Source organism: Rossellomorea pakistanensis, assembly GCF_016908495.1.
Taxonomy (GTDB): Bacteria; Bacillota; Bacilli; order Bacillales; family Bacillaceae_B; genus Rossellomorea; species Rossellomorea pakistanensis.
This window is the reverse complement of the sequence record NZ_JAFBDZ010000001.1, coordinates 1,523,088-1,548,665: the sequence shown is the minus strand read 5'-3', so window position 1 is coordinate 1,548,665 and position 25,578 is coordinate 1,523,088. Positions and strand designations below refer to the sequence as shown.

Below are 25,578 nucleotides of genomic sequence, written 5' to 3'. Positions count from 1 at the left end.
GTGCTATGTGTAAAAATACTTGGGAATACGAGAGAACGATTAATCCTTCTAAAAGATAAATCGTTCTTCTCATTTTGGTTTTTACAGGACATTGTAAGGAGCTTCGAGGATGAAAGAAATCGAGTTAAAACTTCAAGGAAAAATAAATCGTTTAACAAATAAAACCTTCAAATTTGACAAAAGAGTTAGGGAAGGTTGGTTTTCTGCTGTATATTTTTTAAAAACAAGAGAAATTGTCAAAAAATATAAACCGGAAAGCAAGATTACCATGCAATTCTTTCAAAAGAATCATGGTGTCCTATGTGGAACGGATGAAGCCATTGCTCTTTTGCATACATTCGCAGACAATCCAGAACAGCTTGAGATTCATTCACTAAAAGATGGAGATGAAATTCATCCTTTTGAGACAGTTCTAACCATATCTGGACGTTACCAAGACTTTGGATACTTGGAAGGAATAATCGATGGGGTCCTTGCAAGACGGACGTCAGTTGCAACAAATGTCTATCGATTGATGAAAGCCGCTGCTTTATCAGGGGAGCAAAAGCCGGTGATATTTATGGGTGACCGTGACGATCATTTTACTCAACAAGCAGGAGATGGTTACGCTGCTTTTATCGGAGGCTCTACAGCACAAGCAACCAATGCTATGAATGAGTGGTGGGGGAAGCAAGGAATGGGAACGATGCCTCATGCCCTTATTCAAATGTTTAATGGTGATATTGTCGAGGCAACTCAAGCTTACAAAGAAACGTTCCCAAATGATGAACTCATTGCCCTTGTAGATTACAACAATGATGTGATTACGGATTCCTTGAAAGTTGCCCGAGTTTTCGGGGATGAATTAAAAGGAGTCCGTATTGATACATCAAGAACGATGATAGATAAATATTTCCTTCGAAATCAACATCTCTTAGGTACATTTGATCCAAGAGGGGTCAATGCAGAACTGGTTCATGCATTGCGTAATGAGCTTGATTCAGAAGGGTTTCAACATGTGAAGATTGTCGTGACTGGTGGGTTTAACGAGGAGCGTATTACTCAATTTGAAAGCAATAATGTTCCAGTCGATGTTTATGGAGTTGGAAGTAGTTTATTAAAAATTAATATGGGATTCACAGGCGATAACGTTATATTAGATGGTAAGCATCAAGCAAAAGCAGGTAGAAAGTTACGCTGGAATCCTCGCTTAGAAAAGGTCGATTTTGAATAGGTGTGAAAAAAATGTCTGACCAGGAATTCCTTATTGATTTAGACGCTTACCGAAAGAAGAAATTGCAATTGGCTATTGCGCAAGGAATGAACTTGTACAATGAAAGTCTTGAATTTTTAAACAGAGAAGTGAACATTCGCGAAAAAGTAAGAGCGAAAATGCTTTTTCAAGAGAAATTTCACATTGCTGTAGATAAAGAATTAACTTCAACTAAAATTAAAGATACGTTTCAACATTGGCTGTTATTTGATTATAAAACGATTAAGGGCCAGTCCATTTTCTACCAATTTTTGCATTTGAAAGCTTCTGAAGCTTCAGAGCCTACCAGATTATTGGGGGCTCTGTTTTTAACGGCACCCTGGCAACCGGTAAAATTAATTGACCTGTCAGAAGAATACCTGGTCGTTCGCAGCCTTTTTAATGATGAAAACTTGCATGTAGTAAATAAATCATTTAAACAAAATAACGAGCATGACCCATATTTATTTATAAGAAGTATTCCAATTCAATTAAATCAATTGTTACTTGGTCCAGCTTATTGGGTAAAAGAAAAAAGCCTTATGAATGACCTTTTGGATGACTATAAACGGGTAGAGAACTCAGAGAATACATGGAGAAGTTTTCTTAAAGAAAATGCTGTTCACTATATCTTAAAGACACTGTAACATGCGATTCATAGAAATGGGCTTGAAAAGATGATATAATGAGGCAATATGAAAATCATAAGTAGTATGACTATAAAAAGATTGTTACATGATTACATAGCAAAATAGGCTAAGTATCATATACTGTTTACAGATAGACGATTGTTGGAGGTTCTATTATGACAATATACCATTTCGTAGGGATAAAGGGTTCTGGAATGAGTGCGCTAGCCCAAGTGCTTCACGATATGGACTATAAAGTTCAAGGATCTGATGTGGAAAAGTATTTTTTTACACAGAAAGCATTGGAAGATTCACAGATAAAGATTATGCCATTTAATGCTGATAACATTTATGAGGGGATGGAAGTAATTGCAGGTAATGCTTTCCCTGACAGTCATGAAGAAATTGAAAAAGCACAATCACTCGAATTACCAATCACAAGGTATCACAAGTTCCTAGGTGATTTCATGCAAAAATTCACGAGTGTGGCTGTGACTGGAGCTCATGGGAAAACCTCTACTACAGGCTTACTAGCCCATGTCATGAGAGGAGCTAAACCTACCTCTTATCTTATTGGGGATGGAACAGGTAAGGGAGAAAAAGATGCAAAATATTTTGTATTTGAAGCATGTGAATACAGAAGACATTTTCTTTCCTACTATCCAGATTACGCTATCATGACCAATATCGATTTTGATCATCCTGATTACTTTGCCAATATTGACGATGTCTTTGAAGCATTTCAAGCAATGGCCATGCAAGTTAAAAAAGGAATTATTGCATGCGGTGATGATGAACAACTTCAAAAGATACAAGCAAAAGTTCCAGTATTGTTTTACGGATTTGCAGAAGAAAACGATTTTCAAGCAAGAAATATCGTAAAAGAACCAAGTGGGACAACTTTTGATGTATTTGTCAGAAACGAATTCTACGCAACTTTTACAATCAATACATTCGGTGACCATAGTATCCTTAACGCTCTTTCTGTTATTGCACTATGTCACTACGAAGATATCGATCCTGAGAAGGTTCAAGATAGGTTAGCTTCTTTTGAAGGTGTTAAACGCAGATTCTCAGAAAAACAATTAGGTGGACAGATTCTTATTGATGACTATGCCCACCACCCAACAGAAATCAAAGCAACGGTTGATGCAGCTAGACAAAAGTTCCCTGGCCGGGAAATAATAGCAGTCTTTCAACCGCACACATTCACAAGAACTCAGACCTTTCTCACCGATTTTGCCGACAGCTTAAGCGAGGCAGACAAAGTATATCTCTGTGAAATCTTCGGCTCTGCCAGGGAAAATCATGGGAAGCTTTCGATTAAAGATCTTCAGAACAAAATCGATGGCAGTATGATCATTCAAGAAGATAATACCTCACCACTTCTAGTCCATGATAATGGTGTGCTAATATTTATGGGTGCTGGAGATATCCAGAAATTTCAAGATGCATATGAACGTACTCTTGAAGAACATTTAAAGATAGAAAAGTCTTAAGTGGCTTTTGATAAGAAGGTGATCCTATGATGGGTCACCTTTTTTGGGGGGAGAAGAAAAGCTGGAGTAATCTAGTGGAAACTTAGATTTAAAGTAGCCTATAAAAGTATTAAAGAGGCTTGAAAACGGTTGGACGCATAAAATCGGAAAAAGCATCATAAGGAATGAATTTGGCGCATAAAAAGAGGGAAGTGCCTCATAAAAAGTTGATAGAAGCTTATAAAAAGGGGGGGGCATATGAAATCGAAAGCTTACCTACAATCAAGGAGTCAAGCTGCAATACACCTCTCATCTACAAAGCTACATTCTAATACTGCTACTAACTAATTCACTAAAAAGGTTAATCACACGAATTATCCTTATATATTGCACGAACACCTGTCCTATTTACACAAGATTTAAAATTTATGCACCAAAACAGGCCATTAATTGCACGAAAACAAAATTTATTACACATTTCCCGAAAATGGTTTCTTTTTATTTTCTACTTTGCACTCTCCCAACCAAAAAAAGGGCAACTCCAGCTGAGTCACCCTCCAAAATAAATGATTACTTTAAATTCTCAGGATTCAACCCCTCTAACTCGGGTAAAACAAATTTTCCATCTTTTCGAATCAGAACATCATCAAAGTAAATTTCGCCACCACCGTATTCAGGGCGTTGAATCATGACCATATCCCAATGGATATTGGAATGGTTTCCATTATAGGCATCTTCATAGCACTCGCCAGGTGTAAAGTGGAAGCTGCCATCGATTTTTTCATCAAATAAGATATCTTGCATTGGATGCTGGATATAGGGATTTACTCCAATCGCAAACTCACCAACAAAACGAGCTCCTTCATCTGTATCGAAGATTTTATTAATGCGCTCTGTGTCATTAGCTGTAGCTTCTACAATTTTCCCATCCTTAAATGTTAATTTAACATTTTCAAAGGTAAATCCATGGTAAGGGGATGGAGTATTGTATGAAATCGTCCCATTAACAGAGTCTTTTACAGGGGCAGAATATACTTCTCCGTCAGGAATATTAAGGCGGCCTGCGCATTTAACAGCCGGTATGTCCTTGATAGAGAATGAAAGATCTGTGCCTTCACCGGTAATGCGAACTTTGTCCGTTTTGTTCATTAAATTGACCAGTGTATCCATTGCCTCATCCATTTTTGCATAATCAAGGTTACATACGTTAAAATAAAAGTCTTCAAATGCTTCTGTACTCATTTTAGCAAGCTGGGCCATTGAAGCATTTGGATACCTTAGTACAACCCATTTTGTTTTTGGAACACGAATTTCTCTATGTACTTTTTTCCCGATGGTATTTCCGTGGATTTTCATTTTTTTATCAGGGACATCAGATTGCTCGCTGATATTTTCTCCAGATCGGAGACCGATATAAGCATCCATCTGACTCATGACATTGGCTTCAAAGTGTGCCATCATTTCATATTGTTCTTCATTTGCTCCCATTAGGAGTGAGCGATCTACTGTGTGATCTTTTAACGATACAAATGGATGACCTCCAGCTGCGTAAGCTTCTTTCACTAAAGCTGTTACAAGTTCACGCTGCAGTCCGAAGTTTTCAATCAATATTTTTTCTCCCGGTTGTAATTGAACAGAATATTGAATTAAATTTTTGGCTAGTACGTCAATTCTTGGATCTTTCAATTTTAATTCCTCCTTTTTTTCTATTTTATCGTATATTCGGTCATTAATTAAAAGCTTTTTCTTCAATAATTTTTCATCTATTGGAGGGCTTCTTATTATTGATGTGTAAACATTTTAAAAAAATATTCGTTAGGGCAGGAAAATGAGCAGAGCGTACAGAAAGTATAATTAACTGTTTATAATAAAATTTATTGGGTAAAGAATACTGTAAGCAGGAGGTGCATAGCAAAATGGAAGTCATATTATATTTAAGTGTTGCCCTAATCGCAATTGCTTTTTTAATTTTAGTTATTAGCCTTACAAATACCTTGAAGTCGGTAAAAACTACACTAGATAGTGTTTCAAACACGATGGAAGGGCTGGAAGGGCAGCTACAAGGTGTAACAAAAGAATCAGCGGATTTGTTACATAAAACAAACCAATTGGCAGAGGATATCCAGAAAAAGTCCGAAAGCTTAAACACAGTCGTCTATGCCGTAAAGGGTGTAGGAGATTCGATTAATGATTTAAATACCTCTGTTAGAAAAGTTACTAATTCTGTCTCTTCTGAATTAGAGAGAAATCAACATAAAATTTCTCAAGCTGTTCAATGGGGAAATGTCATCATGGAGTTAAGAGAAAAGTGGAAGCAAAAAAACACACCCACTGAATCAAAAGTGGAAACAACTGAACAACATGAACACATCCAAGAACCCAGATCTAAAGAGAAGAAACAAAGAGTGAGAATGGTTCAAAGAGCCAGACAATAAGAAAAGGGAGGAATTTAAATGGCACAGCAAACTGAAAACAAACAAAACACAACGGAAAGTAATATTAACACAAAGGATTTCTTAATTGGAACCCTAATCGGTGGAATTGTAGGGGCCACTACAGCATTATTCCTTGCTCCAAAATCCGGAAAAGAACTTCGCACTGATTTAAATGAGCAAGCTGGTGTATGGAAAGAAAAAACCGGCCAATGGAAGGATAACGCTGTTGAGAAAAGTAACGAATTTGCAGCTGTTGCAAAAGAAAAGACATCTGCTTTAACAAAATCAGTCCAAGAGCAATCCTCGAACATTGCAAACAAGGTAAAATCTTATAGAGGTCAGTCATGTGACGAATCCGTCAATGAGGAGTTGCCTCAGGATGCAATTGCTTCAGATCTGGTTCGAGAAGATGAAGCAAATCAAAAGCTTGAAGAAACGAAAAAGGCTTTTGACGAAACAGAACAAACCATTAAACAATAGACGGCTATATTAGATATACTGCCCGCCTAAATGAATAACTTGATTATTAAAACGGTGAAGTGGTAAGATTACTTCACTGTTTTTAATTGAAAAGAAAGGAGCGCTTGAAATGGTGACCAAAATCAATGAAATTGAAGAATTCGAACAGCTACTGAATGAGCATAACCGTTTCTTTTTCCTAAAGCATAGCCTTACATGTCCAGTGAGTGGAAATGCTTATGATGAATATGTGACTTTTATAAATAATGAGAATATAGATGGTTATTATCTAGCGGTACAGGAGTCACGTTCCCTATCTAATTACATTGCCGAGAAGTTTGGAATAAAGCATGAGTCTCCTCAGGCCTTTCTATTTATAGATGGTAAACCAGGATGGACAGCTTCTCATTGGAATATTACTCAGAAAGCTTTAAAGCAATTATAATTCTAATATGAGGTTGCCCCATAATTTAATGGTTAGGTCAAAGAAATTTTCAGGTTAAAAGTTTTCGTTGCTGAAGATTGTTTTTCCTGATCTTTATAGGGCAGCCTCTATTGTGTTCATCTTTTTGGAGTTGATATGACTGGCCAAGAAATTTCTAACCGATCACCAGTAGAAATTGAATCGTAAAAAGATGTTTCTTCCCCATTTTTTAAAAGAATGAAATTTCCTTTAGCATTTGTTGGCATTTCAATTTCTACATGCCGAAAGATATCTTGAAAGATGAACGTGGCTTCTTCGTTTATTTTATACTGAATAGAATCACCTGAATGGATAAGGGAGTCTGATGAAAGCTTCTTATCATTTCTAAATACCTCACCAACTTGTTTCTTTAATTGAACTTCTTCCTCATGAAAAAATACCGTGATTTCCTTTTCGAATTCCATTTGTTTTTTAGTTAGAATCATCTGAAGAGTGGGAGTTTCAGGCAGATGAAAATCGATCGAATCCTTATGTTGGACAATATATGTCGGTTTTACGTCGATTCCATTTGCTTTCAGTTTTCCAGTAAATGCAGGGAAAAAGGTGTCTTTACCATTAATGGTTACTCGAAATGGGTGAGCCAGTGATAGATACTCTTGATAACCTAATTGAAGAAATACATCTTTTAAATCTTGAGTTTGTTTCACTTCAATTCGGTCTTGATCGCAGACTATTTCGTTTATGCTCACTACTTTATCATTTTTTTTAACGTTAATAGAAACTTCATAGGGTTTGTTATTTATTCTAATTTCTTTCGTAGGAATCGCATCAAGTAAATCCGATATTTTGATGTGTGGAGACAAGCCGTCTTCCCCTTTGCCGACTATGATTCGATCTCCATTGCTTATGGCAGTTTCTAAGGATCCATGCTTTCCATTTATAGATATACTAGGGGGATTTCCATAAGTCCCTGGAAGCGTTATCGCTTGGTTATTTACATATGCCATGATAGCAAGCCCTGGTTTCCCATGAAGTTTGTTAACATTATGACCTGCTGCAAGTAAACAATCACCGACGGTTAATGGTTTAACCTCGAACATTCGAACAGGCTTATCGTTCACATATGTAGTTATATACTGAACAGGTGCCTTCTTGGCAGCAATTGCGATGCCGACAGGAGTTACGTATTCTGGCCCTTTCATTTTCTCCTCATGGATGGATAGTTCACTAATTGCCTCGCAACCTCTAATAGCAACACGATTCGGTGGCAGCTGTAAACATTCCGCAATCATTTCAGTTATATTCGGTGTTAAACTCCCACCTCCAACAAGCATAACGGCCTTAGGTGGTTTTTGATTGTTTAATCTTAATATTTCCGTTGAAATCTTTTGTGCAAGGTTCTTAATAGCAGGAGCAAGTTTTTCCTCCACTTCTTCTCGGGACAAAGTGTTTTCAAATCCAAGAATGTCTTTAATTTGGATAGTTGATTGCTGTGAAAACTCCCTTTTAGCTTGTTCTGCTAATGGGAAATCTAGTAGGAACTCATCACTAAAAGCTTCTGTGATTTCATCGCCTGCTGTTGGAACCATGCCAAAAGCAATTACGGTTCCGTGGTGCGTAATGGCAATATCCGAGGTTCCTGCACCAATATCAATAAGAGCAACATTCAATCTTCTCATCGATGGGGGAATGAGCACGTTAATTGCTGCAATTGGCTCAAGGGTTAAAGCTTCCATTTCTAATTTAGAACGATGAAGGGCAGAAATAAGAGACTCAACCACAACCTTTGGTAGGAAGGTAGCAATAATTTCTACACTTGCCACTTTCCCTTGTTGATCAATGAGGCTACCAATCTCTTCACCATCTAATTTAAAATGAAGGACAGAATATCCTACACAATAATAGTGATAACTTTCCTCACTTTCGTTTTGTGCTGCTTTTGCTTGGGCTTGTTGAACAGCTGATAGTTCTAAATGAAGGATGTCCTCTTTTGTTAACAAAGGCTTTCCATTAATAGGAAGTGAAACGCTTGAGAATTCCGTTTTTAACGCTCTTCCAGCAGCTGCTACACAAACATTTTTTAATGGGCCATGAACTGCTTCCAAATCTTTCTTAATTGCTGAAATGACTTTGGATACTGCTGGAACATCATGAATTTGTCCATCTAACATCGCTCTCTCCTTATGTTCTTGAGAGATCATATCCATAATTTTATATTCTCCTTCATGTTCTTCAAGAATAATTCCGACAACAGAGCGTGTTCCAATATCTAATGCAAATACCTTTTCTTTTTTCTCCAAAAGGATACACCTACTTTATTTTATATCTAAAATACTTTAGTGCTTAAAAGCGTTTAATTAATAAAGAATTTTTTCGTGACATTTCTGACTTATTCGATTATAATAGTCCCTAATATAAAAAATGTATCATATCTTAATAAAAGAATGACAGGCTTTCATGTAAGATGAAAGAAATATTTGACGGAGAGGATGTTGGCAAGTGAGTAATCAAGAGCTCGATCAACTACGAAAACAGGTTGAAGAAAAGAATTTGAAATTATTAGAACTTATTAATGAACGAGCAAGCTTAGTACAAGAAATCGGGCGAGTAAAAGAAAAACAAGGTGTAAATCGCTATGATCCGGTTCGAGAAAGAAATATGCTTGACTTAATTAAAGAGCATAATGATGGACCTTTCGAACATTCGACGGTTGAACATATATTTAAAGAAATCTTCAAAGCAGGCTTAGAGCTTCAAAAGGATGATCACCGAAAAGCATTGTTGGTTTCTCGTAAGAAAAAACCAGAGGATACCATTGTCAATATTAAAGGTGAAACGATTGGTGATGGGAATCCACACTTCGTCTTCGGCCCATGTGCTGTAGAGTCATACGAGCAAGTTGCGCAAGTGGCTCAAGCTGTTAAAGCCAAAGGTCTTAAACTTTTAAGAGGAGGAGCATTTAAGCCGAGAACTTCCCCTTATGATTTCCAAGGACTAGGGATTGAAGGCTTAAAAATCTTGAAAAAGGTTGCAGATGAATACGATCTAGCGGTTGTTAGTGAAATCGTCAATCCAGCTGATATTGAAAAAGCAGTTGATTACATTGACGTGATTCAAATTGGGGCACGGAATATGCAAAACTTTGAATTGCTTAAAACAGCTGGAGCAGTCAACAAGCCGGTATTACTAAAGCGTGGACTATCAGCTACCCTTGAAGAATTCATCAATGCTGCAGAGTATATTATTTCACAAGGGAATGGCGATATCATTCTATGTGAACGAGGAATCCGTACGTATGAGCGCGCAACACGTAATACGTTAGATATCTCAGCTGTTCCAATTCTAAAACAAGAAACGCATCTTCCGGTATTTGTTGATGTCACCCATTCTACAGGTAGAAGAGATTTATTAATCCCAACAGCGAAAGCAGCACTCGCAATTGGAGCAGACGGAGTAATGGCGGAAGTACATCCTGACCCAGCAGTTGCCCTTTCTGACTCTGCGCAACAAATGGATCTAGACCAATTCGATCATTTCTATAATGAAATTGGTGCCAGTGTAAAGGCAAGAGTATAAAAGGTATTTGAACGATTATAAGCTGATCCGAAAAGAACCTTATCCTGAAGTTTAGTCATTAGAGCTATGGATAAGTGCTGCTTTTCGGGTTAGCTTTTTTTTTGCATGAAATGGAGGTAAGGTAGGATGAAAGCCAATAGTAATATTCCTATGTATATAGGATCTAGGATGAATCATTCTTTTATAGGATAAGTTAATAAGGAGAAGTCATGAAAACTTTGTTACAATGGTTAACTATTATTGCAGGAAGATGTTGTCTGTCGTATGATTAGGTACATGATTAGTGAGGGTACTATTGAATGTTGACTGAAAAAGTGTAAAAGTTCGGGGATAACCTTTTTTAATTCATTAATAGATAGTGTAAAATAAGACTAATTGTAAAGGTTTCTTGAAAAAGGAGTGTAAGGAAATGAATGTAACAATTTATGATGTTGCAAGAGAAGCGAATGTATCAATGGCGACCGTTTCTCGCGTAGTGAACGGTAATCCAAATGTAAAACCAGCAACAAGAAAAAAAGTATTAGAGGTCATTGATCGTCTCGGCTATCGTCCAAATGCGGTTGCACGTGGTTTAGCAAGTAAAAAGACAACAACCGTTGGGGTGATCATCCCTGATATTTCAAATATTTTCTTCGCTGAGCTTGCCAGAGGGATTGAAGATATCGCCACAATGTATAAATACAATATCATTCTGAGTAACTCAGATCAGAATAAAGATAAAGAGCTTCATTTATTAAACACAATGCTTGGGAAGCAAGTAGATGGCATCGTCTTTATGGGTGGACATATCACAGATGAGCATGTAAAGGAGTTTGAACGTTCACCTGTCCCTATCGTACTAGCAGGAACAGTGGAGGAATCCCATACTGTCCCTTCTGTCAATATTAACTATCAAGATGCTGCTTATGATGCAGTAAAAGAGTTAGTTAATAAAGGGCATGAAAAAATTGCATATGTTAGCGGACCCTTTCATGACACGATTAATATTAAGTCAAAATTAGAAGGGTATAAACAAGCCTTATTAGATTCAAATATTACGTATAAGGAAGATTTAGTCTTAGAAGGCGATTATACGTATGATTCAGGACTTGAAGCATGGCAAAGGATTAAAGAATTAGAGGATACTCCTACAGCAGTCTTTGTTGGCAACGATGAGATGGCATTAGGAATCGTGCATGGAGCACAGGATGATGGTGTGAATATCCCTGAAAAAGCGGAAGTCATTAGTTTTGATAATACAAGACTTGCTTTGATGGTACGACCACAATTAACATCTGTTGTCCAACCACTGTATGATATCGGGGCCGTATCCATGCGACTATTAACAAAATATATGAACAAAGAAAATGTCGACGAGAATATTGTCGTGCTTCCTCATCGAATTGAGTTTAGAGGCTCAACAAAATAATAGAAGTGACGATATAAAGACTATAGTCAACGTTATTATTTAGTTAGGGAGAGAAACCATGAGGAAGCTAGATTATTTCACTCCTATAGGGGTGCTTGTCGGACTTGCCTTCATTGCTTTTTCCATTATATCCAGTGGCGGCATTGCTGGATTTGGATCATTTATTAACGCTCCTTCCGTTCTTATTGTTGTTGGAGGTGTCTTAGCTGCAATGCTTGTCAGTTTTTCCATTGGTGAGTTAAAGCAATTTCACAAGGTATCACGACAAACATTTAAGCAAGATCAATATAATTTGCAGGATGTCATTAACACTTTTGTGCGTTTATCCGAAAGAGCACGTCGTGAAGGCCTGCTTTCTCTTGAAGCAGAAGTCGAGAAAGTAGAGGATCCTTTTATAAGAAAAGGGGTTCTACTCGCCATCGATGGGATTGAACAAGACATCATTATCGATATTCTAAATGCGGAAATTCTTGCTTTAGAGGAGAGACATCGAAAGAACAGAAGCTTGTTTGAAAAGGCTGGGGACTATGCGCCGGCTTGGGGAATGATCGGAACACTTATCGGGTTAGTCTTAATGCTAAAAAATTTAAATGACCCTACAAGTTTAGGGCCTAATATGGCTGTTGCCTTATTAACTACCCTGTATGGAACATTGTTAGCAAACCTCGTTTTCAATCCGATGGCCGCTAAATTAGCACTAAAAACGGAGAAGGAAGTTTTTATTAAGCAGATTGCTATTGAAGGGGTAATTGGTGTTCAGTCAGGACAAAATCCGAAAATATTAAAAGAAAAGCTACAGGTTTTTCTATCAAAAGAAGATGTAGCAGAAAAAGGTGTGAAGTTTAAAGGGGAGGCCATTTCCAATGAGGCGTAGGCTGCGTCCGGAGCAAACCTCAAAGGGTGCACCTAAATGGATGGTAACCTTCTCAGACCTTATCACATTAGTACTTGTATTCTTTATTCTATTATTTTCGATGTCACAAATAGATGTAAATAAATTTAAAGCGATTGCAGATTCCTTAAATAATGATGAGATTCTTGAGTATAACTCATCCATTGTCCCCTCAGACATTCCTGAGGAAAAAGACGAACAGGAGGAATCGTTGGATACATTACTTTCAGAAATAAAAAGTTATCTACATGAAAGCGGCTTAGGCGATGTCATTGTTGCTACTCGTACGGAGCGGGGAGTTGTTCTTGTCCTTGAAGAGCAGGTGCTGTTTCAATCAGGTGACGCAACAATCAGAAAAGATGCCTATCCATTTTTAAACAAAATTGGTCAGTTGATTACGAACATCCCTCATTTGGTGAAGGTTGAGGGTCATACAGACAATAACCCTATTCAGACGTATCAGTATCCTTCTAACTGGGAGTTATCAACGGCAAGAGCAAGCAGTGTTATTCGTTATTTAATCAGTCATCATGATCTCGATCCGGCTCGGTTCGTTGCTGTTGGGTACGGGGAAACAAGGCCTATTGCTCCTAATGATACAGCTAGTAATCTTCAAAAAAATAGGAGAGTAGAGGTCATTATCGCAAACCCTACAAATAAAAGTGAAACCACCCCTTAAACGGTAAGGGGTGGTTTTATTGATGATGATTCTTTCTGTTTGAGAGAATTGGGTATAATGCTTTTTCAACGGTTTGAGCATTTTTTTCTGAAATTTCTTGTTTTCGTGGTATCGGTTTATACATATCATCTGGGTCACTGAAGCTGGTGGGGAGAGGGAGCTGTGAATGCTCCTGCCATTTCTTTGTCCATTCTAAAGGAAAATCATCTATGAGATGCAATTGATTAGACATCTCAAGCCAAATGAAAGACCATGCTCTTGGGACGACACGCCATATATCATACCCGCCGCCACCAACGGCTATCCACCGTCCATTACAATATTCATGTGCAAGTTCATGTGCTAATTCTGGGATCTGTTTATAAATATTGATTGTACTAGATAGGTGCGTCAAAGGGTCATAATAATGGGCATCCGCTCCATTCTGGGTCAAAATCACGTCTGGCTTAAAGAATTCAATGACTTCACGAAAGGAAGTTTCATAGGCATGCAGCCAAGATTCATCCTCCGTAAAAGCATCAACAGGGATGTTAAAAGAATACCCATATCCCTTTCCTAATCCGCGTTCATTGACATTTCCAGTACCCGGGAATAAGTATCTCCCTGTTTCATGAATCGATAGTGTACAGACATTGGGATCATCATAAAAGGACCACTGTACACCGTCTCCATGATGTGCATCGGTATCAATGTACATCACTCGGGCATTATATTTTTCTTGTAAATACTTTATCGCAACAGAGCTATCATTATAGATGCAAAAGCCTGAAGCTTTTCCCTGGAAACCATGATGGAGACCACCGCCTAAATGAAGGGCATGATCCGCTTTACCTTCCATTATGCAATCAACAGCTGTTAGCGTTCCTCCAACTAGTAGAGCACTTGCTTCGTGCATGCCTTTGAAAATGGGAGTGTCTTCTGTGCCAATCCCATAGCTTTCGGCTTTATCATTTGAAAGTTGACCAAGACTTGCTTGCTTGACAGCATTGACATAAGAAGGGTCATGGATAAGTAAAAGCTCTTCATCTGTCGCCATTCTTGGTTCAATAAAATCCTGTTGTGAAAGAGCTTTAAGCTCTTGTAATAAGTCAATCGTAAGTTTTAAACGATATTGATTAAATGGATGCTGATCCGAAAACCGGTATTGCAAAAGCTTGTCGGAATAGATAAAAACCGCATCTTTTTTCATGAAGAGATACCCGGAATATTCGGCCATAGAACCGAATATCCTTCATTATTTAAATCATTAATAACAGAGACAGGATTCATCGTTCTAACGCGAAAGACGAGAATTTTATATGCATCATCTTTTTTATCTGGATATACGAGAACACTATGAATATTTGCATTATGCTTACGGATAATACCGGCAACTTCATAAAGGATTCCTGCTTTATTGGGGACACGGACTTCAATTTGTGATCCAGGCTGATGAGCTCCTGTCAGCTGGACTAATGTATGTAGTAAGTCTGATTCTGTAATTATTCCAACAAGCTGTTTCTCTTTAACTATTGGGAGAGAACCGATTTTATGCTCATAAAATAGTGCGGCAACTTCTTCTACAAAGTCAAGTGGGTGCCCAATGATGACATCCTTTTTCATAATAAGCTTGAGAGGTTTACTTAATTCATCAGAGGCTTTATCCCTTTGAAAAATAGATGGAGTACCGACTTTAACATCTCGATCACTGACAATTCCAATGACCTCACCTTGGTCATTTATAATAGGGATATGTCTGATTTTTTTCTCTCTCATGAGCTTAATCGCTGCTTCAATCGTATCGTTTTCTGTTAAGGTTTCTACATTCGTATTCATTATTTCTTCAATTATCATGATCGCATTCAACTCCTCCCGCTGTAGTGTTACGTTATTAATACATAAAACGATTCATAAACCTCAACTGATCGAATGCTTGAACATTTTCATTATTTATCCGTTTTCCAATACGAGCCATCAAACAATTGGCCGGATGGGAGCTAATTTCCGGATCATCTGTGGCATACCATTCAAGGCCACCGGCATTCATCATTTTTTCCATCACTTTGCGATATTCCCATATGTTAAGGCCAGTTCCCTTCAAGTCCCAATGCCAATAGTATTCGGTTGTAATAATAATATAATCCTCCATGGCATCGTCCATCATCGAAACCCTTAAGAGGTTTTTACCAACGGACGCTCCGCGGAACTTTGGTATCACTTCAATGGCCCCTAATTCTATTAACTTCTCCATTTTCCCTTGTGACCATCTTTCGAGCGGGTCTGGATAGAGATAGGTTACATAGCCAACGATTGTATTCCGATCTCTGACTATGATAATTCGCCCTTCAGGTAATCCAGCAATCTCGATAAGCGCTTTATGCTGCTGTGCAGGTGGGCGAAATGCTACTAAATCCTCATGAAAATCAAGACGAGATAATTCATCAGGTGGAATCGGCCCCTCGATGATCAAACTTCCCTTAGCTGTTTTTAATTCCATTGCATTATAGGTTTTCTTATGATTCACTATGTCACCACCCTGATATTTTCCATAACACTATTATACATAAATCTATCAGAAAAAAAGCGCTTACACAAAATTTTCAGATTTTTGCAGGGATAATTTAATAGGTTAAAAGCAAGATATATGTTATCGTAACCAAGAAAAAGTAGAGTTATCTGTAATATTATATAATTTTAAAAATTGAGAAAAAATCCTTTTTGTACTATAATAATAACTACATTTCTTACATAAGGGGGAATCGTTCGATGAAAGTGGAAGCGTTACCAGCTATTAAGGGAAATTATAATTTGGAAAGCTATGAAAATACTTATGAGTCGTTTGATTGGAAAGAAACGGAGAAGAATTTCTCATGGCATGAAACAGGTCGAGTGAATATTGCCCATGAAGCGATTGACCGTCATGCAGAGTCCTTCCGAAAAAATAAAGTGGCTTTGTATTACCGAGATGGTAGTCGTGACGAGAAGTATACCTTTAGAGAAATGAAAAAATTAACGAATAAAGCGGGAAATGTTTTAAAGAATTTCGGGGATGTTGAAAAAGGGGATCGAGTATTTATCTTTATGCCCCGATCACCAGAACTATATTTCTCTGTTCTTGGAGCGATCAAACTCGGAGCGATTGTTGGTCCATTATTTGAGGCATTCATGGAAGGCGCTGTACGAGACCGTTTAGAAGATAGTGAAGCAAAAGTGCTGATAACGACTCCAGAACTATTAGAGCGTGTTCCTGTAGAAGAATTACCTGCATTAAAGCATGTCTTTTTAGTAGGTGAAGGCGTACAAGAGGAAGGTACTTACATTGATTTCTTATCTAAATTCACTGATGCAAGTGATCAATTGGATACAGAGTGGGTAGAGAAAGACGATGGGATGATCCTACACTACACATCGGGATCCACTGGAAAACCAAAAGGTGTTTTACATGTTCATCAAGCAATGATTCAGCATTACCAAACATCAAAATGGGTATTAGATTTACAAGAAGAAGATGTTTATTGGTGTACAGCAGACCCAGGCTGGGTTACCGGAACTACTTATGGGATTTTTGGTCCATGGCTTGCAGGAGCATCCAATATTATTGTCGGCGGACGTTTCAAACCTGAAAGCTGGTATCAAACCATTGAAGATTTCGGAGTGACCGTTTGGTATAGTGCTCCAACAGCATTTAGAATGTTGATGGGTGCAGGGGATGAGGTAGTAAAACAGTTTGACCTAAGCTCATTAAGACATGTATTAAGTGTAGGGGAACCTTTAAACCCAGAGGTTATCCGTTGGGGAACAAAAGTCTTCAATAAGAGAATCCACGATACATGGTGGATGACGGAAACAGGCAGTCAGTTAATCTGTAACTACCCATCCATGGAGATTAAACCTGGATCAATGGGAAAACCGATTCCAGGTGTGGAAGCAGCGATTGTAGATGACCAAGGAAATGTCGTCCCTCCGAACAGAATGGGCAACTTGGCAATTAAAAAAGGTTGGCCATCAATGATGGGAGCGATCTGGAATAACCAAGAAAAATATGAATCCTACTTTATGCCAGGTGATTGGTATGTATCGGGAGATTCAGCGTACATGGATGAAGAAGGGTACTTCTGGTTCCAAGGAAGAATTGATGATGTTATCATGACTTCAGGTGAGCGTGTTGGCCCATTCGAAGTCGAAAGTAAGCTTGTAGAGCATCCGGCAATTGCCGAGGCTGGAGTCATTGGTAAGCCTGATCCTGTCCGCGGGGAAATTATAAAAGCCTTTGTAGCCCTTCGTGAAGGCTATGAAGTAACGGATGAATTAAAAGAAGAAATTAGACAGTTTGTTAAAAAAGGATTAGCTGCACATGCTGCCCCAAGAGAAATTGAATTTAAAGATAAACTACCAAAGACACGAAGCGGAAAGATCATGAGACGTGTGCTAAAAGCCTGGGAGCTTGATCTGCCGACAGGTGATTTATCAACAATGGAAGATTAATAGGATTTTAATATCCCCGCACTATATACGGGTTCCTATCAGAAGTAAAAAAGTTTAAATCACAAGGGAAACACACTCGATTTCATATATGATTTCGCAGTGTGTTTTTTATTGTAGTTTATCAGTGTTTTTTCCACTTTTTTCGGTAAAGAAAAAGGAAATATCAATGGTGGAATAATTTTGATTTTTGGTGAATGTAAGTGTGAAAAGTTAAGTATAAAGTACCTATCATAATAACCAATGAAGGTCAAAATTTCGTAGGGAAAGGGTGAGATTATCCATCATAAAGCGTAGGAAAGACAGAATCCAGTAGGAAAGTAGGGGAATGTTTCTTTATTAGTCAGATGAAGGACAAAACCTTGTGGAAAAAGCAGGCGGAAGGTCTTTTATGAAGCCAATGAAGGACAAATCCATGTATGAAAGGAAGGTCCTTCATAAAGGGTATAAGGAAAAAACCAATCAAGAAAGTGGTGAAATGCCCTTTATATTCACTTGAGAAAACATATAAGGAGTTTCCAGTGAATGAAGTTGTGAATGATTCGTTATTTTTCCACCTACAAGTAAAACCCCCGCACCAATAAATGCGGGGGTTTTACTTTAGCCTTCAGCAGGAGGTTCTCCTCCATTTTGATTCTCACCATTGTTCCCTTGCTCGTCGTTAGGATTTCCTGTTACAGGAGTCTCTGGCTCCGGCTTAGGATCTGGCTTTGGCTCTTCGGGTGGCGGTTTTGGTTTATCTTCTTTTGGTGGCTTAGGTTTTTCTTTCGGTTGACCGATCATAACGACATTAGAGGGAGCTGATTGCTTCCCAGCAACATCTACTGCGACAACATAGTAACTGCCGTTGCCTACAGATTGAGAGAAGCTGCCGTCTGATTTGATGCTGCCAATCTTTTGAGCGCTATTTCCATTTTTCTTATAAACTCTATACCCAACGACATCACCACTAGCGGAGGCTGTCCAAGTGATGCTACTACCAGATGCCGTTAATTTTACTGTTCCTGGAGCGTTACCATCATCGGCAATTTTGTTTTCAGCAACTAATATATTTTTGAACTTTTCGTTGCCAACTGGGAATAGCTGACGTGGATCCGCATAGATTCCACTCAATATACTATCAACAAAATCAGGATTTAGTATCACTCCAGGCTGTGAAAACTCCGCTGGGGTTGAATCAAGGGCTAAGTATTTCGCGCCATTGATAAGAACATATCGGCTCTTTAGCAAACTATTATCGGTCTTGCTTGGAACATACTTGGCATTAAAAATATCATTTGAGATTAATCCGGCTTGACTACATGCCTCAGATGGTAGATTACCAGAAATACTGCAGAAGGAACGATCGACAATTCCGCCTGGTCTCTTAAATCGTTCTTCAGGGTCAACTAAATCAGGCTTAATATCATAAATGTCATTTAAAAAGTATGACCAAAGTCGAATCGTTCTAACTCCATAATGACCGGCCCAAGCAGATTCAGGGGCATTTAATGACTTCGGATCATCATAACCAAACCATGTCCCCATTGTAATATTAGGGTTTGAGGCAACAAACCAGTGGTCGTGATATTCATTGGTCGTTCCTGATTTTCCTGCCCAATCGGTATCGAAATTCAAGAATCTCTTGGCCGTACGACCTGTTCCGGTATGATAATTCATTGTATCTCGCATCATATCAAGCGTTAAATAAGCGGTCTGAGGACTGAATACATTAACAGGCTCGGCTTTATGCTGATAAATAACCTTTCCTTCGTCATCGACAATTTTGTCAATCATGTATGCATCTACAAATTTACCGCCATTCGCAAATGTTGTGTACGCATTCGTATTTTCTTCAACGGTAACACCCCTGCTCATTGCTCCGAGAGATAATGCGAGGTTATCCTTTTCCGAATTAAGAAGGGTACTAAAGCCCATTTTCTCAAGGAACTGTACGGGTCCTCGATCAGCGATTTTTGTGTACAGTCGCGCAGCTGGAATGTTTAACGATTCGGCAAGGGCGTATCTAGCTGGCATTAATCCATGATAATCGTAGCTATAGTTTTTCGGTTCCCAAATTTCACCGTTTCCAGCTCGAATACTCATTGCTACGTCAGGTAGTGGTGTACCAGGTGCAATGACTCCATATTCAATGGCTGGAGCATACACTAGTAATGGCTTCATTGTTGATCCATTTTGGCGAATGGCCTGTGTGGCATGATTGATTTGCTCGGTTTCAAAGTCGCGTCCACCAACAAAGCTGAGGATTTTCCCTGTTTTGTTTTCAATCATGATGGCACCGACTTGAACAGGTTCTTCGATTTTCTTTTCTTCTCCCGTTTCTTCATCTGTTATCGTTTTGGTATAGCTATGTCCGTAAAGATCGTATTCATTCTTTGTTTTTTGCATGGAATCATAAATATCTTTTTGAATGGTAGAATGAATTTTATAACCGCTACGGCGCATGTTTCTGTCCGCTAAGGTCATATATTTTTCATAGATTTCATCGTTATTCTTTAAATCTTCTTCGTTAAGCCCATCTTTTTTAGCAAGAACTTTAGCAATGATTTCTTTTGCCCGATTTTCTAATTCAGCTGTAAGATATGGATATTTCTCGTGAGGGGATTTCACAGGTTTCGTAAAATCCTTTGTGACGTCATAGGCTAGTGCCTCGTCATACTCTTTTTGAGAGATGAATCCTTCTCTATGCATACGGTAAAGGACGGTTTTCATTCTTTCAAGTCCAGGCTTTAAGTTTTCTTTAACTTTCCCATTATTTGTGAATGGTGTATAAGTAAAAGGGGCTTGTGGCATTCCGGCAATATAAGCTGCTTGTGGCAATGTTAAATCTTTTGCGTCTACACCGAAAATTCCTTTGGCAGCAGATTGTACACCGGCAATATTATTCCCTGATGCGTTTCTTCCAAGGGTAGCGACATTTAAGTAAGCTTCTAAGATTTCCTCTTTTTCAAAAAATCTCTCAAGTCTTAGTGCAAGAAGGATTTCTTTTGCTTTCCGTTCAAAGGAAACCTCATTCGTTAATATTTGGTTCTTAATCAACTGCTGTGTTAGCGTCGAACCACCAGATTGTGTTGCTGAATTTGTGAATTCTTGGACGATCGCCCTGCCGATGGCTTTTGGAACGACTCCATTATGCTCTCTGAAATACTCATCTTCAGTAGCAATGACCGCATTAATAAGATGTTCTGATACATCTTTTAATTGTACTTCTTCACGCTCTAAATCTGTCCTTAGCTTTCCTAAAAATTCATTATTCGCAAAGTAGAGCTGTGATGTTTCTTCATAGTTGTAAATATCTTTTTTCATGCTATCATAGGATCGGATTGGTTCGTCTTTTACAAGTGAAGCGAAATAGCCAGCCCCTACCCCTCCTGCAAAAGTTAATCCTAAAACAGAAACGATTGTGAAGACTAACAATAGGTTCCATGCGACTCCATATGTAATTCTAGCTCGTTTCCGGAATCTATTATCATTAAAAAACTTGAAAACAGGTTGAAGCTTTTCAAGCAATGACTCCCACTTTTCTTTCATCTATTCATTCCCCCTAAAAATCAACTATATTATAGCATATATAGGCAGGATTCGTGTCGGAATGTCGAAATCCTTTTGGATGTCCAAAAATTAGCAATTTTTCAAGGGAGGGATCATTGACTTTTAAAATAGAATATGATAAAAATTTCTTATAACTAAACAATGTATAAAGGCAATGAATGGATAAAGTAGCCAACTTTCCCTGTTAATTAGAGAGTCAGTGGATGGTGCGAACTGACACAAACTGTTTGGTGAATTACTTCCTGGAGCTTTTACTGTGAACTTTATTAGTAGCAGTAAACGGCGAAGAGTCGTTAAGATGATGAAGTGATGGAATTTTATATTCCGTAAGTTTGGGTGGTATCGCGTTTCGGGCGTCCCTGCATTGCAGGGGCGCTTTTTATATTTTTTTATAGGAGGATTATTTATGGATTTACTTAAGGATTTAGCTTGGAGAGGGATATCGTATCAACAAACTGATGAAGAAGGATTAGCTAAACTTCTCGATAATGAAAAAATCTCGATTTACTGTGGAATAGATCCGACTGCAAATAGTATGCATATTGGTCACTTGTTGCCATTCTTAACATTGCGTCGATTCCAGAAACACGGTCATCGCCCACTTGTGCTAGTTGGTGGAGCTACTGGATTAATTGGTGATCCAAGTGGAAAAAATGAAGAACGAAAATTACAAACAATCGAAACGATTCAGCATAATGTTGAAAGTATTAAAGGACAATTAACAAGAATTTTTGATTTCCAAGGAGAAAATGGGGCTCAATTAGTGAATAATTTTGACTGGATTGGTCCAATGAGCATCGTTTCTTTTCTTCGTGATTTTGGTAAGCATGTTGGTGTGAATTACATGCTAGCGAAAGATACCATTGCTTCTAGACTTGAAACAGGAATATCTTATACAGAATTCACTTATACAATTCTTCAGGCCATCGATTTTAACCATCTATATGAAAACTACAACTGTAAGCTTCAAATCGGTGGAAGTGACCAGTGGGGAAATATTACAACAGGGCTTGAACTCATTAGGAGAACAAGGGAAGAAGAGTCTAAAGCATTTGGCCTAACGATTCCTTTAGTGACAAAAGCTGACGGAACAAAATTTGGTAAAACAGAAAGCGGTGCGATTTGGTTAGATCCAGAAAAAACATCACCATATGAATTTTACCAATTCTGGATTAACACGGCAGATGCGGATGTTGTTAAATATTTGAAATACTTTACTTTCCTTTCACAAGAGGAAATTGAATCATTGCAACAAACTGTAGAAAATGAGCCGCATCTTCGCAAGGCTCAAAAGGTTCTAGCAGAAGAAATGACTCGACTTATTCATGGCGAAGAAGCACTTAGACAAGCAATTAAAATTACTCAAGCCTTATTTAGTGGGGATATCCAAGCATTATCTGCAGAGGAAATAAAGCAAGGTTTCAAGGATGTACCCACTTTCCAACAACCGAAAGAAGAGACAATTGGACTTGTAGACTTAATCGTTTCTGCAAAAATTTCCCCTTCAAAGCGTCAAGCTCGTGAAGATATCCAAAATGGTGCAGTCTATATTAATGGTGAGCGTACGACCGATTTAGGTCATGTTCTTGAGGAAAAGGATATGATAGAAGAAGAATTCACGATCATTCGACGTGGAAAGAAGAAGTATTTTATGATTCAGTATGTATAATAAAAAAGGGCTGTCTGAACGATCAGGCGGCTTATTTTTTATTTTCATGTATTTGGTCCTTTTCGGACTACCCATTTTCTACTTCCCTATGACATCTATATTAATTTGTTGTTCTTCAGCCTTAACATTTGATAAATTTATTATCATTCATTGTTTTTTCTTTAAGATTCATACGAGAATCATTCCTGCTCATTCTATTTATAAGAGCAATCCCTCATCTTCCTGGAAAAGCGATCATTCAGACTCTAGCAGACGGCATTATGTCCGTAGCTTCCGCCCCGTTTGACGCGGTTAAAAGTGCTTTAGGAGAGGTAAGAGATTTATTACCTTTCTCCGACGCAAAAACAGGACCTTTAAGCAACCTTATGTATAACGGCGGTAAAATCATGAGTACGCTAGTGGAAGGTGTATATAAGCAAACAAGGACGCTTCATAACGCTATGGGGAACGCCTTCGGGTCAGAGCCTGGTCTGACAGCTGGATACAGTTTTTCAAGTAACGACTCTAGTTATGGTCCGAGGTCTTCGGTAAATAGCAGTAATTTAAAGCTTAGTACTGTTTTAAAAATAGAGAAAGGTGCTATCCAGATCAATTCAACAGATGGACGCAGCAATGAAGAATTAGGTCAAGTTATAATGGAGTACCTAACCGAAAAACTAAGCCAGGCGGACGATATACTAAGCGCTGCAGACTTGGAGGGATTACTATATGATTATTAAGAAAAGGCGCCAGGTTTAGTCCTGGCGTCTTTTGCTGTTTAGAAGATCGGTAACTTCCTCGAATAAACTATTTACGGGTTGCTTCCCTTCTCCCCAGTTTCTTAGAAGCCGCAGGGCTTCTTCGGGTTGCTGGTAAGATAGTTCGGCTAGTTTGTCTGGAAGGTATGCCAGCTTTCGGGCAGCTTCTTGTAAAATCTCGAATGCTCTTTCTTGTTTACTCTCTAACAAATATATCACCACACACTGTAAAGCGTTCTAAGGGGGCAAATTCGCGTTTTAAGCTTCTAGATACCTAGAAACCCTACAAATGAATTTCAACAACGTCATTAACGATGGTAATAGCCTCCCTTTACGTTTAATTTATTTTTTAAGCGCCTGGAGTTTAGAAACTCATTTATGCATAAATTACTTCGCTAATAGTAAGAGTAAACATGAAAAACGGCATAAAATCAATCTTGTATAAAATTATGAATATCCTTTTCTCTGTAGTAGGCGTAAAACCAGCAACCGTGACACCAGACGCAATTTCGGAAATAATTGGATGATGAATCGTTTTAACAGCTGTTTTCATTCTGTAACAAAAAAGTGATTCAGGTTATATAGTGACAAAATAATTTGTTATAGATTTTGTGACACAACCTAACCACTTGAAAATTCTTCGTTTTCCATTTTTTTTCGAAAGTGCGTTTTGTTGTTTAGTTGCTGGTTTTACCCCAATTAAGAGGAATATAGAAAAATAGAATCTATTTTCATTAAGGGTTAAAAAAATATTAAATTATTACCTTTTTCTACATAAAATAACAAATTAATGCTGACAAATGATGTAGAAAATGTAATAATTTAATAGATTTATCAAATTCATACATAATTAGAGGAGAACATGAAAAGTAAAGTAGGAAAATCCATTATTGTTTTTGGGTTACTCATAACGATTTTAGGAGGATTTAACACGAAAGAGGTATCAGCGTGCTATCCTGCCTATAAATGCATGACACCGCCAGCAACCTACACATTAACTTATTCAAACCCAGATAGGAGACTTGGCACTATTCTTGGTGGTGTTGCTATTGGGACAGTCGGATTTTTTGGTTCATATGCAGCCGTAGCCTCATTTGGTGGTGCTACAGCATATGCCGTAAAAGAAGCATATTGGGGCAGTTTGTCTTATAAAGTATACATAAAGAAAAGTGATCGAAGCGGTTACAAATATAAGACAAAAACGGTATACTATAGTGGAACGAATTACAAAAACTACAAAAAAACAGTTTATAGGTACACTAATTAAGGGGAGTGATTTTATGTCCAAATATCGTTTATACCATAGTTTAATAGTGCTTATGGTTATGGCGTCCGTGGTCTATGGGCTAATAGAAAAAAGTACACAGGGCATTATAGTAACAGTTATCACTGCTGTAATTGGTGCTGTGTTGGTAATACTTAATCATAAGAAGAATAATCCCAAAAGCCAAACGAGATAAATAAATTTCCATGTCAGCAGTATAGACCAAAGCACCTTAAAAGTTGACATAACATCTGATGTGGAAGACCCCACTAAACCAAATCCCTGAATTTCGCCAAAAAAGACGGAATTCAGGGATTTTCTCTTTGGGAAATACTCCATTTTAAAAGGAATAAGGGAATAGTGAAATCTCTTGTTTTCTTTGGATTACTTTGAATATCGTTAGCAAGACAGATTTGACAAGTTTATAAAATAAAGATACTCCCTAAAATTTGGAGGGTATCTTTAAATATTGATTTGGGGATAGGGTGTTTGAGGTGTGAAGAGAAGAGTGATTAAGAGATTAAAGGATTAAATTATAAAAGGGTAAGTTCAAATTTCAAGGTCGAGAGAGTTTAATAGTGCTGGTTTTACCCCTAGTAACTAATGCTTATATATCAACGTATTTTTCGTTTTATTAATGTAACAAAAGAAACAATTTGTTACATTCAAGTTAATATCATATAC

The 25,578-nt window shown here is 37.9% G+C and carries 22 protein-coding genes and 1 other annotated feature; of the genes, 14 read left to right on the top strand and 8 right to left on the bottom strand.

All coding sequences use genetic code 11. The annotated features are described in order from the left end of the window. Window positions 1-109: 109 nt before the first annotated feature. From JOC86_RS07535 to murC, 3 genes are all read left to right on the top strand, one after another. Entirely contained in the window at window positions 110-1,213 is a 1,104-nt protein-coding gene (locus JOC86_RS07535) for a nicotinate phosphoribosyltransferase (protein WP_205169693.1), read from the top strand. 11 nt (window positions 1,214-1,224) lie between these two features. After that, a complete protein-coding gene (locus tag JOC86_RS07530; RefSeq protein ID WP_205169691.1) occupies window positions 1,225-1,878 on the top strand; it encodes a hypothetical protein in 654 nt (217 codons plus the stop codon). A gap of 158 nt (window positions 1,879-2,036) precedes the next feature. Then, window positions 2,037-3,359: a UDP-N-acetylmuramate--L-alanine ligase gene (gene murC, locus JOC86_RS07525; RefSeq protein WP_205169689.1), complete on the top strand. Its 1,323-nt coding sequence runs from the start codon at window positions 2,037-2,039 to the stop codon at window positions 3,357-3,359. A gap of 549 nt (window positions 3,360-3,908) precedes the next feature. Here the strand turns inward: murC and JOC86_RS07520 are convergent. Continuing rightward, entirely contained in the window at window positions 3,909-5,024 is a 1,116-nt protein-coding gene (locus JOC86_RS07520; RefSeq protein ID WP_205169687.1) for an aminopeptidase, read from the bottom strand. A gap of 230 nt (window positions 5,025-5,254) precedes the next feature. On the opposite strand from JOC86_RS07520, the gene JOC86_RS07515 reads away from it, so the two are divergent. From JOC86_RS07515 to ytxJ, 3 genes are all read left to right on the top strand, one after another. Further along, the gene (locus JOC86_RS07515) at window positions 5,255-5,773 is read left to right on the top strand and encodes a DUF948 domain-containing protein (protein WP_205169685.1); all 519 of its coding nucleotides are present in this window, start codon (window positions 5,255-5,257) and stop codon (window positions 5,771-5,773) included. A gap of 18 nt (window positions 5,774-5,791) precedes the next feature. After that, complete coding sequence (locus tag JOC86_RS07510; protein ID WP_205169682.1) at window positions 5,792-6,253, top strand: YtxH domain-containing protein; 462 nt, start codon at window positions 5,792-5,794, stop codon at window positions 6,251-6,253. Window positions 6,254-6,362: 109 nt separating this feature from the next. Then, window positions 6,363-6,677, top strand: a complete 315-nt coding sequence (gene ytxJ, locus JOC86_RS07505; protein ID WP_205169679.1) for a bacillithiol system redox-active protein YtxJ — start codon at window positions 6,363-6,365, stop codon at window positions 6,675-6,677. Window positions 6,678-6,793: 116 nt separating this feature from the next. On the opposite strand, the gene JOC86_RS07500 is transcribed toward ytxJ, so the two are convergent. Continuing rightward, complete coding sequence (locus JOC86_RS07500) at window positions 6,794-8,956, bottom strand: cell division protein FtsA (RefSeq protein WP_205169676.1); 2,163 nt, start codon at window positions 8,954-8,956, stop codon at window positions 6,794-6,796. 199 nt (window positions 8,957-9,155) lie between these two features. Here JOC86_RS07500 and JOC86_RS07495 point away from each other — a divergent pair, with 199 nt between their 5' ends. The 4 genes from JOC86_RS07495 (at window position 9,156) to motS (ending at window position 13,211) form a co-directional block, all read left to right on the top strand. Next, a complete protein-coding gene (locus JOC86_RS07495; RefSeq protein WP_205169673.1) occupies window positions 9,156-10,232 on the top strand; it encodes a bifunctional 3-deoxy-7-phosphoheptulonate synthase/chorismate mutase in 1,077 nt (358 codons plus the stop codon). A 388-nt stretch (window positions 10,233-10,620) separates the two neighbouring features. Next, on the top strand, window positions 10,621-11,640 hold the full coding sequence (ccpA, locus tag JOC86_RS07490) for a catabolite control protein A (RefSeq protein ID WP_419096027.1): 1,020 nt from the start codon (window positions 10,621-10,623) through the stop codon (window positions 11,638-11,640). A gap of 58 nt (window positions 11,641-11,698) precedes the next feature. Next, window positions 11,699-12,514 carry a flagellar motor protein MotP gene (gene motP, locus JOC86_RS07485; RefSeq protein ID WP_205169654.1) on the top strand — a complete coding sequence of 272 codons (816 nt, stop codon included), beginning with the start codon at window positions 11,699-11,701 and terminating at the stop codon, window positions 12,512-12,514. Further along, entirely contained in the window at window positions 12,504-13,211 is a 708-nt protein-coding gene (gene motS, locus JOC86_RS07480) for a flagellar motor protein MotS (RefSeq protein ID WP_205169651.1), read from the top strand. The genes motP and motS overlap by 11 nt, the downstream gene beginning before the upstream one ends. 16 nt (window positions 13,212-13,227) lie before the next feature. Here the strand turns inward: motS and JOC86_RS07475 are convergent, their stop codons facing one another. Genes JOC86_RS07475 through JOC86_RS07465 form a run of 3 tightly spaced genes read right to left on the bottom strand, consistent with a single transcriptional unit; the run spans window position 13,228 to window position 15,714 of the window. Further along, window positions 13,228-14,400: an acetoin utilization protein AcuC gene (locus JOC86_RS07475; protein WP_205169648.1), complete on the bottom strand. Its 1,173-nt coding sequence runs from the start codon at window positions 14,398-14,400 to the stop codon at window positions 13,228-13,230. Continuing rightward, window positions 14,397-15,044, bottom strand: a complete 648-nt coding sequence (locus JOC86_RS07470) for an acetoin utilization AcuB family protein (protein WP_205169646.1) — start codon at window positions 15,042-15,044, stop codon at window positions 14,397-14,399. The genes JOC86_RS07475 and JOC86_RS07470 overlap by 4 nt, the downstream gene beginning before the upstream one ends. 37 nt (window positions 15,045-15,081) lie before the next feature. After that, window positions 15,082-15,714 carry a GNAT family N-acetyltransferase gene (locus JOC86_RS07465; RefSeq protein ID WP_205169644.1) on the bottom strand — a complete coding sequence of 211 codons (633 nt, stop codon included), beginning with the start codon at window positions 15,712-15,714 and terminating at the stop codon, window positions 15,082-15,084. A 242-nt stretch (window positions 15,715-15,956) separates the two neighbouring features. Here JOC86_RS07465 and acsA point away from each other — a divergent pair, with 242 nt between their 5' ends. Continuing rightward, window positions 15,957-17,675 carry an acetate--CoA ligase gene (gene acsA, locus JOC86_RS07460; protein ID WP_205169642.1) on the top strand — a complete coding sequence of 573 codons (1,719 nt, stop codon included), beginning with the start codon at window positions 15,957-15,959 and terminating at the stop codon, window positions 17,673-17,675. A gap of 597 nt (window positions 17,676-18,272) precedes the next feature. Here acsA and JOC86_RS07455 read toward each other — a convergent pair. After that, window positions 18,273-21,203, bottom strand: a complete 2,931-nt coding sequence (locus JOC86_RS07455) for a transglycosylase domain-containing protein (protein WP_205169639.1) — start codon at window positions 21,201-21,203, stop codon at window positions 18,273-18,275. A 166-nt stretch (window positions 21,204-21,369) separates the two neighbouring features. Beyond that, window positions 21,370-21,588 (top strand) — a binding site (T-box leader). Window positions 21,589-21,630: 42 nt separating this feature from the next. Between JOC86_RS07455 and tyrS the strand changes: the two genes are divergently transcribed. Both tyrS and JOC86_RS07445 read left to right on the top strand, forming a co-directional pair. Beyond that, on the top strand, window positions 21,631-22,893 hold the full coding sequence (gene tyrS / locus JOC86_RS07450; protein WP_205169628.1) for a tyrosine--tRNA ligase: 1,263 nt from the start codon (window positions 21,631-21,633) through the stop codon (window positions 22,891-22,893). A gap of 386 nt (window positions 22,894-23,279) precedes the next feature. Then, window positions 23,280-23,612 carry a hypothetical protein gene (locus JOC86_RS07445; RefSeq protein ID WP_205169626.1) on the top strand — a complete coding sequence of 111 codons (333 nt, stop codon included), beginning with the start codon at window positions 23,280-23,282 and terminating at the stop codon, window positions 23,610-23,612. A gap of 15 nt (window positions 23,613-23,627) precedes the next feature. Here the strand turns inward: JOC86_RS07445 and JOC86_RS07440 are convergent, their stop codons facing one another. Next, window positions 23,628-23,852: a hypothetical protein gene (locus JOC86_RS07440; RefSeq protein WP_205169624.1), complete on the bottom strand. Its 225-nt coding sequence runs from the start codon at window positions 23,850-23,852 to the stop codon at window positions 23,628-23,630. Between the two features lie 154 nt (window positions 23,853-24,006). Beyond that, window positions 24,007-24,183 (bottom strand): hypothetical protein, encoded by a 177-nt coding sequence (locus JOC86_RS07435; protein ID WP_205169622.1) that lies wholly within the window; start codon window positions 24,181-24,183, stop codon window positions 24,007-24,009. 309 nt (window positions 24,184-24,492) lie between these two features. Between JOC86_RS07435 and JOC86_RS07430 the strand changes: the two genes are divergently transcribed. After that, window positions 24,493-24,897: a hypothetical protein gene (locus JOC86_RS07430; protein WP_205169621.1), complete on the top strand. Its 405-nt coding sequence runs from the start codon at window positions 24,493-24,495 to the stop codon at window positions 24,895-24,897. Window positions 24,898-25,578 lie beyond the last annotated feature (681 nt).